Here is a 14,864-nt window from a genome sequence, read left to right on the forward strand (position 1 = left end):
AACCGGCTATGAGCGACGACGACAAGATCAGGCTTTCCGGCATGGAGTTCGACGAGGAAAAGGCTCGCGAACTGGAGGAGAAATTCGACTCCGAGATCCGGTTCCGGCCGCTGACCCGCGCCGCCGGCTGGCTGGTCGGCTTCCTTCTGGTGGCCTTGTCGCTGTTTCACTATTACACGGCTGGCTTCGGCTTGCTGCAGGAGATGCTGCACCGGGGCATCCACCTGTCGATGGTGCTGTCGCTGATCTTCCTCGTCTTCCCTCTGGTGAAGAAGGGCTACGACCAGTCCGCCCAATCCAGCCTTCTGCGGCCGCTCGGCATACCGGTTTTCGACTGGTTGCTGGCGCTTGCCGCGGTGGTTGCGGTCCTGCACGTGCCGATGATCCCGCTCGACGATCTTGCCTTCCGCGTCGGCAATCCCACGACGACGGACGTCGTGCTCGGCCTGATTCTCATTCTGCTCCTGCTGGAGGCGACGCGCCGGTCCGTCGGCATCCCGCTGCCCATCATCGCCATCCTCTTCATGGCTTATGCGCTGTTCGGCCCCTATATGCCGAGCATCCTGGTGCATCCCGGCGCGTCCGTCTCCCAGCTCGTCGACCACCTTTACCTGACGACGCAAGGCATCTACGGCATCGCGCTCGGCGTCGTCGCCACCTACGTTTTCCACTTCGTCCTGTTTGGCGTCTTCGCCACCCGCATCGGTCTCGGCCAGCTCTTTCTCGATTGCGCGGCATGGGTCGCCGGCCGCTACGCCGGCGGTCCGGCCAAGGTATCGATCTTCGGCTCGGCCCTGTTTGGCATGATTTCCGGCTCGTCGGTCGCCAACACCGTCACCGTCGGCTCGCTGACCATCCCGGCGATGATCCGGCTCGGCTACAAGAAGCATTTCGCCGCCGCGGTGGAGGCGGCCTCCTCCACCGGCGGGCAGGTGACGCCGCCGATCATGGGAGCCGCCGCCTTCCTGATGATCGAGTTCCTCGAACTGCCCTACACGACCATCATTCTGGCAGCGATAGTGCCGGCCTTCATGCACTTCTTCGGCGTGTTCATGCAGGTGCATTTCGAGGCCAAGCGCACCGGCTTGCGCGGTCTGCGCCCGGACGAGATGCCGGACGTGGTCGAGGCATTGAAACGGGACTGGCCGACCATCATCCCACTCGTCGTCCTGATCGGCGTGCTTCTTGCGGGTTATACGCCCTACATGGCTGCCTTCTGGGGCATTACCCTGTGCATCCTGGTCGGCCTGTTTAACCCGCGCCGACGCATGTCTGTCGCCGACATCGTGGTGTGCCTGCGCGACGGCGCCAAGTATGCGCTCGCCGTTGGCGCCGCCGCCGCCACGGTCGGCATCGTCGTCGGCGTCGTCACCCTGACCGGCGTCGGCTTCAAGCTGTCCTACATCGTAACATCGACGGCAGGCCATCTGTCGCTGCTGTTCGGCACCTTTGTCCCCGAGGCGATCTTCTCGACGCACGGGCTGACCCTTTTGTTCACGCTGATCATGACCGGCGTGGTCTGCATCCTGATGGGTTGCGGCATCCCGACGACAGCGAACTACATCATCATGGTGACGATTGCCGCACCGGCACTGGTGATGCTCGGCACCGAGCCGATCGTCGCCCACTTCTTCGTCTTCTATTATGGCCTGCTGGCTGACATCACGCCGCCGGTTGCGCTGGCTGCCTACGCTGCCGCCGGCATGGCGGGAGCTGATCCATTCAAGACCGGCAACACTGCCTTTCGGCTCGGGCTCGGCAAGGCGCTGGTGCCCTTTGTCTTTGTCTTCTCGCCATCGCTTCTGCTGGTGACGAAAGATTTCACCTGGCCGAACTTCCTCCTGGCCTTCTTTGGCTGCGCGCTCGGCATCACCTGCCTGGGCGCCGCCCTCTCGCGCTACCTGCTCGTGCGCACCCGGCCATGGGAAAACGTGTTGCTGGTGCTGGCCGCCCTGCTTCTGGTGGCGCCCGAACTCTATTCGTCCCTACTCGGCCTGGTGCTTATCATTCCCGTCATCTCGCGCCATTGGAGCGCGCGCAACGTCGAAGAGGCGCGACCAGCTTGATCAGCGCCGCCCCAACGATCCCTCCCCAAGAATTCAAAAGGGGCCGGGAACGTTGGGGGGACTTCAGGAAGTCAGCTTGCTTTCAGCCTGAACCTGACGCGAACCGCCAGGATCCCTTCCGCGGGGGAATGTTCCCCGAGAGCTGACAGACGGCTTTCAACATCAGAAGACGGCAGCCGAAGTTTCAAGTCATTGAGGGGTTCGTGACGAAAGGCATGATGTCCACGCCGTCTCCCGGGAAGACTGTGAAATGCGGGTGGTTCTCGAACAGGCGGGCGGCGGCATCGATTGTATCGGCCTCGACGACAATGTAGCCGCAGAAAGGGTTCACGGCGTCCGCGATGCCATCCTTGGTAACGCGCGTCGTCCTGCCGACCATGCCGCCGCGATCGGGGAAAGATGCCGCATTTCTCTCCTCCCAATCCGTCCACTGCTGTAGGCCGACGGCATCAATCGCATCTTGCTCGGGCTTGGGCAGGCTGCGAAAGCGGGCAAGGTCTTCGGGCTTCATGGTGTAGACGGCAAGAAAGCGGGGCATGTGACGGTCTTCGTGCTGACGGAAACGCATGCCAGCCTAGACTCCCGGTTGGCCGAAGTCACTAAACACTACCACCCTCAGGCACGGCGAATTGCCCATGACCGGGCACTTTCGGATCATCTCACTCTCCTTTCGAAAGGGGCCACGGTCGGGCCCTTCAGTCGCGATGCTCCGGCATTCCTTTCAGTTGGTCCATTGGGTCACGGCATGGCGCCGTCCTCGTCGCGCATGAAGTCGAGCTCGGTGACGGCCACCGGGCTCGGCGAAGGGCGAGGAACGCCAGCCGTTCAAGTTTTCTCCGCGTCCGCGCAGGTCGCTAAACACCGCTCTTGGCGCTGCGATGGAGTCGTCATCGCATCGTCTCTGGCCAGCTTCAGGCCGGCGCCTGGTCGGATGTGGGTGCCCCCATGCCAAAGACATGGGGCCACATTGCTCTCAGACCGTTCGATACGACTGCCCGCCAGTCAGTGAATGTTGATACGTCGCGTCACCTGACCGTTGCTTTCCCAATAGGTATGCTTCTTGGCAATGATGGGATCGTCCATTGCAGGTTGGACCTGCCCTTCGGTATCAACCGCGCGCGAGGTGACGGTGTGCTCTCCGGCGGAAGGCTTGGGCCAGTCGACGGACCATAGTTTCCAGGCAAAGTCCGCCTTGTCGGTTTCGTCGATGGCCGCCGGCATCCATGGCCCGTCATCGATCTTCACCTCGACCCGGTCGACCGGTGCGCCCCAGGCGGCCCCGACGATCCGGTAGTCATCGCCGATATGAGTGACCCGGGCCGGTGCCGATTTCAGCCGCGCCCGCCCGACCGAAGTTTCCACCCATACTGTCTCGCCGTTGTGGTCTTCCTCGCGCAGCGTGACATAATCGCGTCCCATGAACCGGTTCTCGAAGCGCTGATCGTTCACGTCTATGCGCTTGATCCATTTGACGTTCGCGATCCCGTACCATCCCGGCGCAATCAGCCGCAGCGGGAAGCCGTTGTCAGGAGGCAAGGGGGACCCATTCATCTCGTAGCAAAGGATGTTTTTGGGATCCATGGCGTCGGCAAGCGACATGCTGCGCGCAAAATTCTGCGTGAACTTGAAGTCGTCGGCCCGCTTGATTTCCCCTTTATCGGTGCCCCAGAAGACGACCTCGATACCAGTGTCGAGGACTCCGGCCTCCTTGAGGATCGGCGCGAGCGGCGTGCCCGCCCAGCGCGCATTGCCAATGCCGCCATTGAAAAACGGCAGACCGGTATTGCCCGAACATTCGACCGTGAAGGTGACTTCCTGGCGTGGTCGAGCCTTGATGTCGGCGAGCGTCAGGGTTGTCGGCTTTTTGACGGAGCCGCCGATTTCGAGTTTCCAGGTGCTTTCGTCGATCACCGGCCGGTCGAAATGCGCGATTGAAAAGAACTTGTCGTTGGGCGTCACCCAGGAATCGAGATCCTCCCACACCAGCTGATTTTTGATGATTTGCGGAACCGGGTTCGGCGGCAGCTGATCCAGCCATTTGATGACTTCCTCGCCGGCCCGGCTTGGAAAGGCAGAGGCAATCCGCGATTGAAAGGACGCCAACGCTACGAGGGCTGCCCCGCCTTGAACGATGAATTCACGTCTGGGAAGGTAATGCATGACGACTTCTCCTCCAGTGAAAAGCTCAGTTCTCCTTCAGTGATAGATGCAATAGCGACCGGGATCGCGCAAAGCAGAGGCCGGCCGCGGCGGGCAATTATGAGAGCGTGTGAACCAACCCGAGTTAGAAGCGCGCCGTAGCGACGTCTCCGCTCTCAATCGCCGGCTTGTCAGGTCCGATCCGGCGATCTTCAACTATATGCCCTATCTGTCCTCGTGGCGAGGGCAAGGGCCGCATCTTCGCATCACGATTGGGATCTGCCTCGTGTTCCAAAATCCAATGCCGCCTACAATTGGTGGGTTGGATTTTGTGAGCGGCAGGGACAACGCCGAGAATAAAGGACCAACGAGTCGATTTCCTCAATGGCGCTTGAAATACTGCACCTCCCGCTCGTGCTTCTCCGCTGCCTCACGCGTATCGAAAGTCCCCAGGTTCCGTCGCTTGCCCGTCTTCTCATCCTTCTTGCGCGAATAAAGCCGGTATTTTCCGTCCTTGAGTTTGCGGATCATTTGGCCTCTCCCTGACCGGGATTTCGCCGCCGCTTGCCCTTCAGCCCGAGTGCTGCCTGTTCGATCGCGGCGCGGTCGTTGCCCAGCCTGTCGATCAGGTCCTGTGCCTGCTTGCCTGATATGCCGGTGCGCATGGCCAGTTCCTCGACCGTAAGCACGTCGGTGCTGGCGATCTCGCGCGGCGGCGCATTGCCTGCCGCCATCGACAGCTCCCTGTCAATCTCGGCCTCGGCCCGGTGCCAGTGCTGCTCGGGGTCGCCGCCGCCTTCGCGCTCCCAGATCCGATAGGCGCGCTCCTGGATTTTCCCATGCCGTTGGTCGTCGCCCATTTCTCAAATCCTCCGTTGGGTAGCATCTGAACGCCGCCCGCGTCCGAACGATCCAAAGAATTTGCGCTATCGCCGCGCTGGGTCGCTGGAGGATGGGACGATGCAGGGCAGAGCCCGACGCTGTGCAAAATAATCCAGGCGGCGGGGCCGCCCGCCGCCTGGCTGCCGGCCGTGGCGGCCGGCTTTGTTGTCAGCGTCCCCAGATGCCCTGACCATAGCCCTGTGCAGGCATGTCGGAGTTCGAGTTTGCCCCCATTGCGCTGTCAGCGATGCTGTTTGTGACGCTCGGGACAGCCGTCTTGGCACCGCCCGACATCATCGCATGGGTGGTTGGATAGCTGCTTGCGGCAGGGATGAAGTCGGAGCCAAAGTGGTCGCTGCCGGCAAAAGCCATGCCGGAGCCGAACAACAACGAGACAACGGTCAATACAATCTTCTTCATTTCGGTTTCCATCTTTTTGAAGTTGACATTTGGCCCCAACGCGCCGCCCGCCCGCGTTCATGGGACCGTGTTTGTTGTTTCAGGCGAAACCGGCCAACCGCGATCCCACTGGATCTTGCAGTGACAGGTCGTTCAGCGCACGACCGTCTCGGTCCGTTGTTGCGCTGTTGGCGGCTTGATAAGGGCGTGGTGTTTGTGCGGGCGTGGTAGGCGGCGTGGTAAAAACCCTTGCCGGAGTGGAATTTTGCGTGGAATGCAGCCGGAAAGCGCAATGCCCGCTATTGGCATTGCCGCCTCGGCCCGCCGGAATAGGGCTGGTAGCTGTTGTCTTCCGGGCGGTAGGAGCGGTAGCGGCTGAAGCAGGAGGCGACATGGTCGTCATCCCCGGCGGCCGCATAGGCGCCCCGCCCGGTGCCGTTTTCCTCGACGTAGCTGGCCTCGGCGGCGGACGGCGCGGCACGGTCGGCGTCGAGATAGGGCGAGATGCAGGGGCGCTGCTGCCCGCTATAGGACATGTAGCTGTTGTCCTGCGGCCGGTAGGAGCGGTAGCGGCTCGCGCACCAAGCGATATGCGGCTGCGGCAGTTCGGCCGTGGCGGGCGCGATGGCGCCGGTGGCGGTGGGGTCGGTCTCCCCGACCTGGCGCTTGGGCTCGATATTAGCGGGCGCGAGCTGCTCGGCCGGCAAGCGCTCGAGATTCTGCGCCGCTTTGTCCACCGGCCGCGCCGTTTTGGTCCAAAGCTCCGCCATGCTGACGGTGGCCGGTGCCTGGCGCGGCGGGCTCGCGGTGATTAGCCAGACGGCGAAGGCCAGGCCGCTACCGAACACCGCAAGGGTCAAAACGAAACCGCAGGTCAGTCCCAACAATGCTTTCACGCCGCGCTCCTTGAGCCCCTGCTAAAGCAATGCAGGGGGTCAAGGCTGGTTCCAGCAAAGCGCGGGAAATAGGCGCGGCGCTCCGCTGGGGGCGTGCGAGGGCGGCGCCGTTCAAACCGGCGGCTTCACGTCCACTGGCAATTGGTTCTCCGCTGGGGGCAGCGCCGCCGGCATCTCCTCGCCGCGCTGGCGCTGCCGCAGATGGAGCGCCAACAGCCGGTCCAGCGAGACCGTGCCGGCGCCGGCAACGGCCAGCACGAACATGCCGCCCGATATCGCCAGGTCCTTTTCGAAATGCAGCAGTTCGTTCTGGCTGCCGAAATTGGTGTGGAACAGCATGGCCGTTGCCAAACAGAACAGGCCGAGCGCGATGGCGCCAAGCCGCGTCAGCAGGCCTGACGCGATGGAGAGCCCTGCCCCCAATTGCAACGCGACGGTGGCGACAAACAGCGGCAGGTTGACACCAAGCGCTGCCATCGCTCTGGCGGCGGCGTCGAAATGGGTGGCCAGCGTTGCGCCCTCATGCAAGAAGATGAGGGACAGAAGCAGGCGGCCGGCAAGCAGGCCCACGTCCCCGACATGGCATTTAGCGGCAAGATCCTGGAGCTTCGCGGAGCGTTCGGTCAATGTCATGGTCAGCCTCCGATCTTTTTGGCACGGGCAGGCGCCAAGCGCCTGATGTTGAAAAGGCCGGAGCCGGCGCGAGGGAGAGGATGCCGGCTCCGGCAAAGCGCGCCAGCCACGAGCGCCCAACGGTGGTGGACGAAGGGGCGAGCTCGGTGCCAATGCCGCCACTCAGTTTCGGCTTCGCCGAGCCAGCTCTCCCATCCCGTGAGAGAGGAAAGGTCCTACTTCGTCACCTTGGTGTCGATGGCCTGCCGCAGGTCGGAAAGCTCGTCGCACCCGGCCGGGCACAGCTTCCGCAGGGAGGCCAGTTGCTCCTTGGCCTTGTCCATCTCGCCGGTCTCGACATAAAGCTCGCCCAGATATTCGCGGGCGGCCCTGTGGTCGGGCTTCAGCTCCAGCGCCTTGGTGTAGTAGGTGAGCGCGGTCTCGTAATCACCGGTCTTGCGCAGGGTGAAGCCGAGCAGGTTGTAGACGTCCGCCTGCTGCGTGTCCTGCGCCAGATCGCGCAGCTCGGCCAATGCGCCGGAATAGTCCTTGGCATCGATCTTGGCCTTGATGGCGGTGAGATCCGGCGCGTCGGCGCCTTCGATGTCGTCGACCGCATAGGCCGGCATGATTGTCGCGACGGGAAGCACGGTCAGCACGGCAATGGCGCCGAGCAGGCCGAACATTGCATGTCTGCCCGACAGGGCATTTCTGCTCAAAAGGGATCGTTTCATTGTCTTTCTCGCTTGCGTTGGAAGCTCGTGCTCAGATCTGGACCGGAGTAAATCCGTATGCCTTGCCGTCCTTGACGAAGGTGCCGGTGCCCGGGAACGGGAAGTGCGACCCGGAAATGCGGATATTGTCCGATATCACCCGGTCGATGATCTTGTGGCGCGTGGCGATTGCCGTCGGTCCGTCCTGGTCGTAAGCGCCCTGCCACTCCGGATGCGGCGCCAGCAGCGCCGGCACATACATGGTGTCGGCCGAGATCATGATCTGCTCCTTGCCGGAGTTGGCCAGGTAGACAGAATGGCCTGGTGTGTGGCCGGGCGCGGCGATGATCTGGATTCCAGGCGTGACCTCGGCGCCGTCCTCGACCAGCTTCCAGTTCTTCCATTTCGGAAAGTTCTCGGCGATGCGCTTGCCCGCCGGCTTGCGGCCCTCGGGCAGCTTGGCCAGCCGGCTTGGGTCGGTCCACCACTTGTATTCGGTGGCGTTGACGATGAGCTCGGCATTGGGGAACACCGGCGCGCTGGTGCCCTTTTCCATCAGGCCCCAGACATGGTCGGGGTGGAAATGCGAGATCATGACGGTGTCGATCGCCTTGTAGTCGATGCCGGCCGCGGCCATGTTGGCCGGCAGATGCGTGGCATTGGCCTGCCACTGGCCGACGCCCGAGCCGGCATCCATCATGATCAGCTTGCCGCCCATCTTGAGCACGACGACAGTGAGCGGGATGGGCATGAAGTCGGTGGTCAGCCCCGCTTTGGCGAGTGCTGCCTTGGTGTCCTCGACCGAGACATCCTTGATGAAGGCCGGGTCGTGCGGCTTGCGCCAGATGCCGTCATAGATGGCGGTGATCTCGATATCGCCGACCTTGTATCTGTAGAAGCCGACGGTGGGCTCCACCGGAGCTTGCGCGAAGGCCGGACCGATGAATTCAAGCTTGCCGGCAAGGCCGAAGGCGGCAGCAGCGGCGGCGGTGCCAAGCACTGTGCGGCGTGTCATGGTGAACATGGTGATCTCCTGTTCGAGGTGGTGGCTAAAGCCGCGAATGGCCAAAGTCCTGGAAGGAACGACGGAGAGAGGCCGGTACCCAGGGTCCGACTCCGCTCCATGACTTCAGCGACCCCAGAGGCTGTCGTTGTTGTGCCTGGTGATGATGTCCTGCACCGACCCCTGGCTCGGCCCCGTCTTTATCCTGGTGTCGACGCCATTGGGGCGTGCCGTGTAGGGGATAGAGCCGGTGGCATTGGTGTCGACCGGAGCGACCGGCTGATTGGCGTTGTTGGCGCCATGATCGCTGCCGGCGAAGGCAGCGCTCGAGGCAAGCATCATGGCAGCCACGCTGAGTGCGAGCTTGGTCATTTTGGCTAGGTCCTTGTTTCGTTTCCTCGGCGCGGGCCGTCAGATTTGGCCCCGCTACAGTGAAGACCCTGCAGCCCCGCGCTTTATTCCCGGGCGCGATGAGATTTTTTTGAGGGAGAAAATCAGGGGCTCGGCGGCCACAGGACTGGTGTTCCTCGCCCACGAATATCAGCGAGAGGAACCAGGCTGGGAATGCCGCTGCCTTCCGGCACGCCAACCGCGTGCACGCACGAAAGGCGCCGGCGCAGCGCGCCGGCGCCTCCAATGATACGCCGAGCCCGTGCTGGTTACGGACAGGTCTTCTTGCCGCAGACCGCGATGCAGATCGCCGGATTCGAACAGGTGTAGGTTTTTCTGGAGCTGGTCCCGGACGAAGACCCGCTGCTGGAAGCGGCGATCTGCCCGGCCGCCCCCTTGGACAGGTCCAGTGCCTTCATGTCGGGATCGCGCGCGGCGATCTTGCCGCATGTTTCGCTGCCGCAGACCGCCCTGCAGATTGCCGGGTTCATGCATTTGTAGGCCGCGAAGACCTCGGTCGGAAGAATTGCGCAGAAAACCGTAATGCCCAGTATCAATCTTTTCGCCGCACGCATTTTTATCTCCAGGGCCAGCTTTCCGATGTCACGGAGGCCTGGCCGCCCACCCCCGCTCCCGCGCATGCCGTTGCACCCGCGTCCGCCGGCGCGACCATGCCCGCGCCGGGACAAAGGCGTGTCGCACTGGCGGCACAGGCAAGTGGCACCGACGGAACAGGTGACCGGCTTGCCATGCGTGAGCGGCGCGGCCGCATGCGTCTCATGGCGCGCGGCCGGCGCGCACCTCCGATGGGGTCATGCGATAGCGGGACCGGAATTGCCGGTAGAAGGTCGAGGGTTCGACCAGCCCCGCCTCGAAAGCGAGGTCGGCGATCGGCCTTGCCGAAAAAAGCGGGCTGGCGAGCTGTCGGTGGACCCGCTCCAGCCGTCTTTGCATGACATAGTCGGAAAAGCCGTGCCCCTCTTCGGCGAAAAGGCGCCTGATGTAGCGCGGGCTGAGCCCCAGCCCCCGGCCCGCCGTCTCTGCTGAGAGCCGCGCTCGGTGCAGGTTCTCTTCGATGTAACGCTTGATGGCATGCATACGGGCCGCGCGAACGCCGCGACCGGCGACCACCTCGTCGACCTCGCGGTTGGCGCCGACTGCCGCGGCGAAGAGATCGGCAATGTGCTGGGCGGCCAGCGGTGCCAGACCGGGGCTGATCGCCCCACGCCCCACCGCCTCGATATAGGCCAGCAGAAGCCGCGCTTCAGGCGTGCCGGGGTTGATGGCATCCGGCCTGAGATCGCCGACATGGCGAAGGAGAGGAGTGAGCATCGATCGGGCAAATCGGGCGCAGATCGTCCAGTCGCCGTTCGGCGCCCTCGCTCGCCAGCTCCGGTCCATCGGCATGATGCAGGGCGCACCGGGCGAGGTCTCAACCGCCTCGTGCCCTGCCGTATCGAAACGCCACCCACCCGCGATCCAGGACACCACCACGTCGTCATTGGCGTCCTGCTGGAGCGCGGCCGTGCGTTCCCAGGCCATGGGCGCGACCTGCCCGTGGGCCACGCTCACCCCTGGCAGGATGGTGGTGGAGGCCCTCAGCCGCAACTCGCCGCGTTCAAGGGGCGCAAGGTCCAGCCGCATGCAGATGCGGCCATAAAACTCGCGCACGGCGGCTTCGCGGTCGCGGTCCGAAAACTCGTCTGTCGACAGGACGATGACATTGTCCTCGGTCGCCACCGGCGTTCGATCCCCCGTTTAGAACCTCACAGCGAACGCTTTTTCGTGCGGGCAACGGCGGCATTTCAAGACTTATGTGGAAGCTCCGCGCAAATGTGGCACGAGGCGCAAGGAATGTGGCCGCTGGTGCAACCGATCGGGGAAATCGCCTCGGAAAGCACGGGAAGGCTCTTCACATACCTGCTGATCGGACGCCGCTTGTCCATTGATTCATTTTGCCTTTCGGCTGGCACGCCGCCCTCTATCGCAGTTCGCGGATCCAGTGCCACATGGTGCGGTTCTCGCCATGGCCGAGGGACTGGCTGCGCCCTTGGGCGGCATGCGCGCGCATCTCCCGCGGGGTCATGTCGAAGGAGCGGCGGAAGGCGCGCACGAAGCTCTTGCGGTGACCGAAACCATAGCGACCGGCGATCTCGGCAATGCTTTCGTGCCGGCGGCCGGGATCGGCGAGCTCGGCGCGGCAGCGGCGCAGCCTCTCCTCCTGGATATATCTGGAAAGACCGCCATGAGGCTCGAAGAGGTAATAGAGCTTGCGCATGGAGATGCCGAACATGGCAGCGATGGCCTCGGCGGTGAGGTGCCGGCTGCGGATATGCGCGTCGATGTGGCGACGGATCTCGCCGGTAAGCGCCAGGTGGACCGAAGCGGCGTTCTCCTCCGCCACGGCCGAATTCACGGCCGCGGCGGCGAGTTCCAGCGTCGGCCCGATCACCGCCTCGGCGTCCTGACGGCTCATTGCGGGCGCGGCCCCGTAGAGGCCCACAAGATGCCCGCGCAACAGCGCCGCCAACGGCGCGTTGCCGGAAATGACGCGCATATTGTGCTCGTCCGGCGCCTTCAAAAATGGCGCCAGCAGGCGGCGCGGCATGGTCAGGTTGAGGCTGTCGAAATCGGAGGTGCCCGTCGACTGGGCCTGCGCCAGGTCGGCCACGATCAGGTCCCCGGATGATGCCTTTTCATCCGATGCGCCATCGCGCCGTCCATGGCTTCCGCGCAGGCAGACCTGCACAGTGATGTGATCGAGGCCGTCGCGGCCGATCCGGGCGCGCGAGCGGTCGAAGCTTTGCGCGATGCATCCATACGAGGTGAGGACGATCTCGCCGAAATGAAAGGCATCGGCGTGGAAATGAAACCGGTCATCGCCGGCGTTGCGCGGGCGAACGTCGTAGAGCAGGCCGATATTCTCCTGCCACAACGCAACGGCTTGCCGGGGCGCAAGGCCCACCGTGTCCAGCACGCAGCGCTGAACCCCGGTGTCGACGAATTGCCTTTGCGGCACAACGCTTTGACTGCTGTCTGCTGCTGCCACCCGCCATGCCCCGCAATCCGCGAACCGCTCACAATATGCATTTATGCCGGGGCGCGACAACGCCTGATTGCACGGCCGCCCGCCGGAAATGTCGGCTCAGAGCTGGCTCAACACTTCGGTGTATTCCCTGACCTCTCCATCCTGCCCACGAATGCGCCAGTTGCCGCCGTCGCAGTCTTCCACGTAATCCGGCCCGATCGGCACCTTGCCGCCACCGTCGGGCAGGTCGAGCACGTAGACCGGATTGCAGATGCCGGACAGGCGCGCGCGCAGCGCGGCCACCAGCGCCTGGCCTTCGGCGATCGTGGTGCGGCGGTGCGCCATGCCGCGCGCAAGGTCGCCATGGTGGAGATAGTAGGGCTTTACCCCCAGGCGGTACATCAACTCGCGGCAGAGTTCTTCCTGCACCTCGACAGTGTCGTTGACGCCCTTGAGCAGGACGCTCTGGTTGAGCAGCACGAAACCGGCTTGCCGCAAGCCACGGCAGGCCGCCTCGGTCGCATCGGTGATCTCGCGCGGATGGTTGAAATGGGTGACGACCGTGATCATCAGCCGGCCTTGCAAGGCAGCGATCAGCCCTGGCGTGATGCGTGAAGGCAGCGAGACCGGCACGCGGGTGTGGATGCGCATCAGCCGCACATGCGCGATCGCCTCGATGCGGGCGCGGATTTCGCTGAGCGCCTTGTCAGGCAGCGAGAGCGGATCGCCGCCAGTCAGGATCACCTCGCGGATCTCGGGGTGGGAAGCGATATAGGCGAGCGCCGGCTCCAGGGCTTCGCGCGTATAGCCGCGTCCGATCGAGGTCAGGGACTCCTTGCGGAAGCAGAAGCGGCAATAGACCGCGCATTGATAGGTTGGAAACAGCAGCACCCGGTCGGCATGGCGATGCGTCAGCCTGGGCACCGGGCTGAAGGCGTGGTCGCCGATCGGGTCGTCGAGCTCGCCTTCGCCGGTCACCAGCTCGTCGGGAGACGGGATGACCTGCGCCCGGATAGGATCGGCGGGGTCTTCCCAGTCGATCAGCTCGAGATAGGATTTGGGGATACGCACCTTGTGGCGGGAGGCTGCTTCCTGGGCCGCCGCGCGTTCGCCCGGCGACAGCGGCAGCACGGCCAGATCGCGCACATGGCGCACGCCGGCGCGGACGTCGTCCTGCCAGGTGACGTCGACATCGGAAGCGGACTCAGCTTCGGCCGTCGTCGCATCGTGGAGCTGTGTGGTCATGGGGTTCTCGAGGTCTTTGGCGGACCTATCGGCCGGATGGCCTGCCGGGTCAACCGCCTTGCGCCCGCCTTCTCCGTGTAGCAAGGAGGGTCTGCGCTCTCGAAAATGCCGCGGAGAAGACCCCGATGGAACTCGCAGAAGCGGAAGCAGGGCTGAACTTGGGAACGCCGGCCATGACGACCATTTACGAATTCGCGGTTGTCGAGGGCCAGGAATGGGTGCTTCCTCTCGACGAGGCCTACTACGAGGTCTTCTCCTCCCTTGACGGAACACCCCTCGAGAACTGGGACCCACCGGTCATGCGCCGCGTATCGGAGGGCGACCCCCACTATTCGGACTTCCCCTGGCTTGGCGAGCATGCCCCGCTTTTGCGCAAGCCTGCCGTCGATGCGCTGAAGGCATATCTGCTGCCCTATGGACAGCTGATCCCGTTGCGCGGGGAAGAGGTCTGGCTGTTCAACGTGACCACCGTGATCGATGCGCTGGACGAGGAGCGGTCCGGAATCGTCTATTTTGATGACGGCGCCATTCTCGCGATCGAGCGATACGAATTCGACGCGGACAAGATCGACACCGCCGAAATTTTCAAGCTGCCGATGCGCGCGTCCCCGGTGTTCGTCAACGACACATTCGTCAATCGCGTGCGCAACGCCGGACTGCGGACGGTATCGTTCAAACCCAGGTGGCGCCGCATCGATGGGTGACGTTTGATGACCCCTGCGATGCCAACTAGATCAGGTTCTGTCCGCCATCGATGCGGATCGTCTCGCCGGTCGTGAATTCGCTTTCCATGAGGTAGAGATAGGCAGGGGCGACGTCGGCGGGCGTAGCGACCTTCCTCGCGGGCAGGCGCTCGGCCATGCCGGCGAAAAAACCGGATTTCGCCTCACCGACGAGTTCGTCCCACATCGGCGTGTCGACCCATCCCGGCGACACGATGTTGACGCGCGTCGGGGCCAACTCCAGCGCCAGCGCCCGGGCGAAATAGCTGAACGAACCGGCGATCGCGGACACCACCGAGCCGCCGGGAACCGGCGGGCGGTCCTTGTTGATGCCTGAGGTGAAGGTCATGGACCCTCCGGCTTTCAGCGTGCGCACGCCATGTTTGGCGAGCATCACGGCGCCGATCAGCTTGTTGTCGACGAAGCGCCGCACGAAGTCCATGTCGGTCTGGCCGATCGGGTCGTTGGGCGGCGGCGTGCCGGCCGTCGAGACGAGGTGGTCGAAGGCACCGGTTTCGTCGAATATCCGGGCAATGTCCGCCTCATCAGTCATATCAGCGGAAAGGCCTCGCACGCGACCGCCCGGGCCGAGCGTCCGTTCCGCGGCCTTGAGCTTTTCGCCCGAGCGGCCGACGATCACCAGCTCCGCGCCGCGCTCCAGCGCGGCCGCCGCTACGCCGAGCCCTATGCCGGAACTGCCTCCGACGACAATAATTCTCTTGCCCTTGAGCGATGCCATGGGAACCTCCGTCTTCAAGATGGACTGCTG

Annotated in this window: 17 protein-coding genes; 2 read left to right on the plus strand and 15 right to left on the minus strand. The window is 63.7% G+C overall.

The genetic code is table 11. From position 1 onward, the window contains the following. The first annotated feature begins 8 nt into the window (after positions 1 to 8). Entirely contained in the window at positions 9 to 2,066 is a 2,058-nt protein-coding gene (locus tag FJ964_RS21615) for a TRAP transporter permease (RefSeq protein WP_140552281.1), read from the plus strand. A gap of 184 nt (positions 2,067 to 2,250) precedes the next feature. Here FJ964_RS21615 and FJ964_RS21620 read toward each other — a convergent pair whose 3' ends face one another. From FJ964_RS21620 to FJ964_RS21685, 14 genes are all read right to left on the minus strand, one after another. Then, on the minus strand, positions 2,251 to 2,604 hold the full coding sequence (locus FJ964_RS21620) for a hypothetical protein (protein ID WP_140552352.1): 354 nt from the start codon (positions 2,602 to 2,604) through the stop codon (positions 2,251 to 2,253). A gap of 464 nt (positions 2,605 to 3,068) precedes the next feature. Beyond that, on the minus strand, positions 3,069 to 4,226 hold the full coding sequence (locus FJ964_RS21625; protein WP_140552282.1) for a sulfite oxidase: 1,158 nt from the start codon (positions 4,224 to 4,226) through the stop codon (positions 3,069 to 3,071). A 360-nt stretch (positions 4,227 to 4,586) separates the two neighbouring features. Beyond that, the gene (locus tag FJ964_RS21630; RefSeq protein WP_023677295.1) at positions 4,587 to 4,736 is read right to left on the minus strand and encodes a hypothetical protein; all 150 of its coding nucleotides are present in this window, start codon (positions 4,734 to 4,736) and stop codon (positions 4,587 to 4,589) included. Then, positions 4,733 to 5,065, minus strand: a complete 333-nt coding sequence (locus FJ964_RS21635; RefSeq protein WP_140552283.1) for a DUF2934 domain-containing protein — start codon at positions 5,063 to 5,065, stop codon at positions 4,733 to 4,735. The genes FJ964_RS21630 and FJ964_RS21635 overlap by 4 nt, the downstream gene beginning before the upstream one ends. A gap of 190 nt (positions 5,066 to 5,255) precedes the next feature. Then, entirely contained in the window at positions 5,256 to 5,507 is a 252-nt protein-coding gene (locus tag FJ964_RS21640) for a hypothetical protein (protein WP_140552284.1), read from the minus strand. Positions 5,508 to 5,785: 278 nt separating this feature from the next. Continuing rightward, a complete protein-coding gene (locus tag FJ964_RS21645; protein WP_140552285.1) occupies positions 5,786 to 6,382 on the minus strand; it encodes a BA14K family protein in 597 nt (198 codons plus the stop codon). Positions 6,383 to 6,493: 111 nt separating this feature from the next. Continuing rightward, complete coding sequence (locus FJ964_RS21650) at positions 6,494 to 7,015, minus strand: DoxX family protein (protein WP_140552286.1); 522 nt, start codon at positions 7,013 to 7,015, stop codon at positions 6,494 to 6,496. Between the two features lie 215 nt (positions 7,016 to 7,230). Beyond that, positions 7,231 to 7,680: a tetratricopeptide repeat protein gene (locus FJ964_RS21655; protein ID WP_224658190.1), complete on the minus strand. Its 450-nt coding sequence runs from the start codon at positions 7,678 to 7,680 to the stop codon at positions 7,231 to 7,233. A gap of 79 nt (positions 7,681 to 7,759) precedes the next feature. Beyond that, entirely contained in the window at positions 7,760 to 8,731 is a 972-nt protein-coding gene (locus tag FJ964_RS21660) for an MBL fold metallo-hydrolase (protein WP_140552288.1), read from the minus strand. Between the two features lie 105 nt (positions 8,732 to 8,836). Further along, a complete protein-coding gene (locus tag FJ964_RS21665; protein ID WP_140552289.1) occupies positions 8,837 to 9,082 on the minus strand; it encodes a DUF680 domain-containing protein in 246 nt (81 codons plus the stop codon). A 287-nt stretch (positions 9,083 to 9,369) separates the two neighbouring features. After that, a complete protein-coding gene (locus FJ964_RS21670) occupies positions 9,370 to 9,741 on the minus strand; it encodes a hypothetical protein (protein WP_140552290.1) in 372 nt (123 codons plus the stop codon). 136 nt (positions 9,742 to 9,877) lie between these two features. Further along, positions 9,878 to 10,840 carry an AraC family transcriptional regulator gene (locus tag FJ964_RS21675; protein ID WP_140552291.1) on the minus strand — a complete coding sequence of 321 codons (963 nt, stop codon included), beginning with the start codon at positions 10,838 to 10,840 and terminating at the stop codon, positions 9,878 to 9,880. A gap of 241 nt (positions 10,841 to 11,081) precedes the next feature. Continuing rightward, a complete protein-coding gene (locus tag FJ964_RS21680) occupies positions 11,082 to 12,149 on the minus strand; it encodes a helix-turn-helix domain-containing protein (RefSeq protein WP_140552292.1) in 1,068 nt (355 codons plus the stop codon). Positions 12,150 to 12,245: 96 nt separating this feature from the next. Beyond that, positions 12,246 to 13,373 (minus strand): KamA family radical SAM protein, encoded by a 1,128-nt coding sequence (locus FJ964_RS21685; RefSeq protein ID WP_140552293.1) that lies wholly within the window; start codon positions 13,371 to 13,373, stop codon positions 12,246 to 12,248. A 173-nt stretch (positions 13,374 to 13,546) separates the two neighbouring features. Here FJ964_RS21685 and FJ964_RS21690 point away from each other — a divergent pair, with 173 nt between their 5' ends. Continuing rightward, on the plus strand, positions 13,547 to 14,077 hold the full coding sequence (locus FJ964_RS21690) for a DUF1629 domain-containing protein (protein ID WP_140552294.1): 531 nt from the start codon (positions 13,547 to 13,549) through the stop codon (positions 14,075 to 14,077). A gap of 25 nt (positions 14,078 to 14,102) precedes the next feature. Here FJ964_RS21690 and FJ964_RS21695 read toward each other — a convergent pair whose 3' ends face one another. Then, positions 14,103 to 14,834: an SDR family oxidoreductase gene (locus FJ964_RS21695; RefSeq protein ID WP_140552295.1), complete on the minus strand. Its 732-nt coding sequence runs from the start codon at positions 14,832 to 14,834 to the stop codon at positions 14,103 to 14,105. Positions 14,835 to 14,864: the final 30 nt, after the last annotated feature.

Origin of the sequence: Mesorhizobium sp. B2-3-2, from assembly GCF_006442295.1 — a bacterium.
In the GTDB taxonomy this organism is placed as follows: domain Bacteria; phylum Pseudomonadota; class Alphaproteobacteria; order Rhizobiales; family Rhizobiaceae; genus Mesorhizobium.

Excerpts from the sequence above, each read along its gene's own strand:
- FJ964_RS21695 (WP_140552295.1), bottom strand. The coding sequence starts at position 14,834 with ATGGCATCGCTCAAGGGCAAGAGAATTATTGTCGTCGGAGGCAGTTCC.
- FJ964_RS21625 (WP_140552282.1), bottom strand. The coding sequence starts at position 4,226 with ATGCATTACCTTCCCAGACGTGAATTCATCGTTCAAGGCGGGGCAGCC.
- FJ964_RS21670 (WP_140552290.1), bottom strand. The coding sequence starts at position 9,741 with ATGCGCGGGAGCGGGGGTGGGCGGCCAGGCCTCCGTGACATCGGAAAG.
- FJ964_RS21655 (WP_224658190.1), bottom strand. The coding sequence starts at position 7,680 with ATGTTCGGCCTGCTCGGCGCCATTGCCGTGCTGACCGTGCTTCCCGTC.
- FJ964_RS21635 (WP_140552283.1), bottom strand. The coding sequence starts at position 5,065 with ATGGGCGACGACCAACGGCATGGGAAAATCCAGGAGCGCGCCTATCGG.
- FJ964_RS21685 (WP_140552293.1), bottom strand. The coding sequence starts at position 13,373 with ATGACCACACAGCTCCACGATGCGACGACGGCCGAAGCTGAGTCCGCT.
- FJ964_RS21615 (WP_140552281.1), top strand. The coding sequence starts at position 9 with ATGAGCGACGACGACAAGATCAGGCTTTCCGGCATGGAGTTCGACGAG.
- FJ964_RS21630 (WP_023677295.1), bottom strand. The coding sequence starts at position 4,736 with ATGATCCGCAAACTCAAGGACGGAAAATACCGGCTTTATTCGCGCAAG.
- FJ964_RS21660 (WP_140552288.1), bottom strand. The coding sequence starts at position 8,731 with ATGTTCACCATGACACGCCGCACAGTGCTTGGCACCGCCGCCGCTGCT.
- FJ964_RS21620 (WP_140552352.1), bottom strand. The coding sequence starts at position 2,604 with ATGCCCCGCTTTCTTGCCGTCTACACCATGAAGCCCGAAGACCTTGCC.
- FJ964_RS21650 (WP_140552286.1), bottom strand. The coding sequence starts at position 7,015 with ATGACATTGACCGAACGCTCCGCGAAGCTCCAGGATCTTGCCGCTAAA.
- FJ964_RS21690 (WP_140552294.1), top strand. The coding sequence starts at position 13,547 with ATGACGACCATTTACGAATTCGCGGTTGTCGAGGGCCAGGAATGGGTG.
- FJ964_RS21640 (WP_140552284.1), bottom strand. The coding sequence starts at position 5,507 with ATGAAGAAGATTGTATTGACCGTTGTCTCGTTGTTGTTCGGCTCCGGC.
- FJ964_RS21665 (WP_140552289.1), bottom strand. The coding sequence starts at position 9,082 with ATGACCAAGCTCGCACTCAGCGTGGCTGCCATGATGCTTGCCTCGAGC.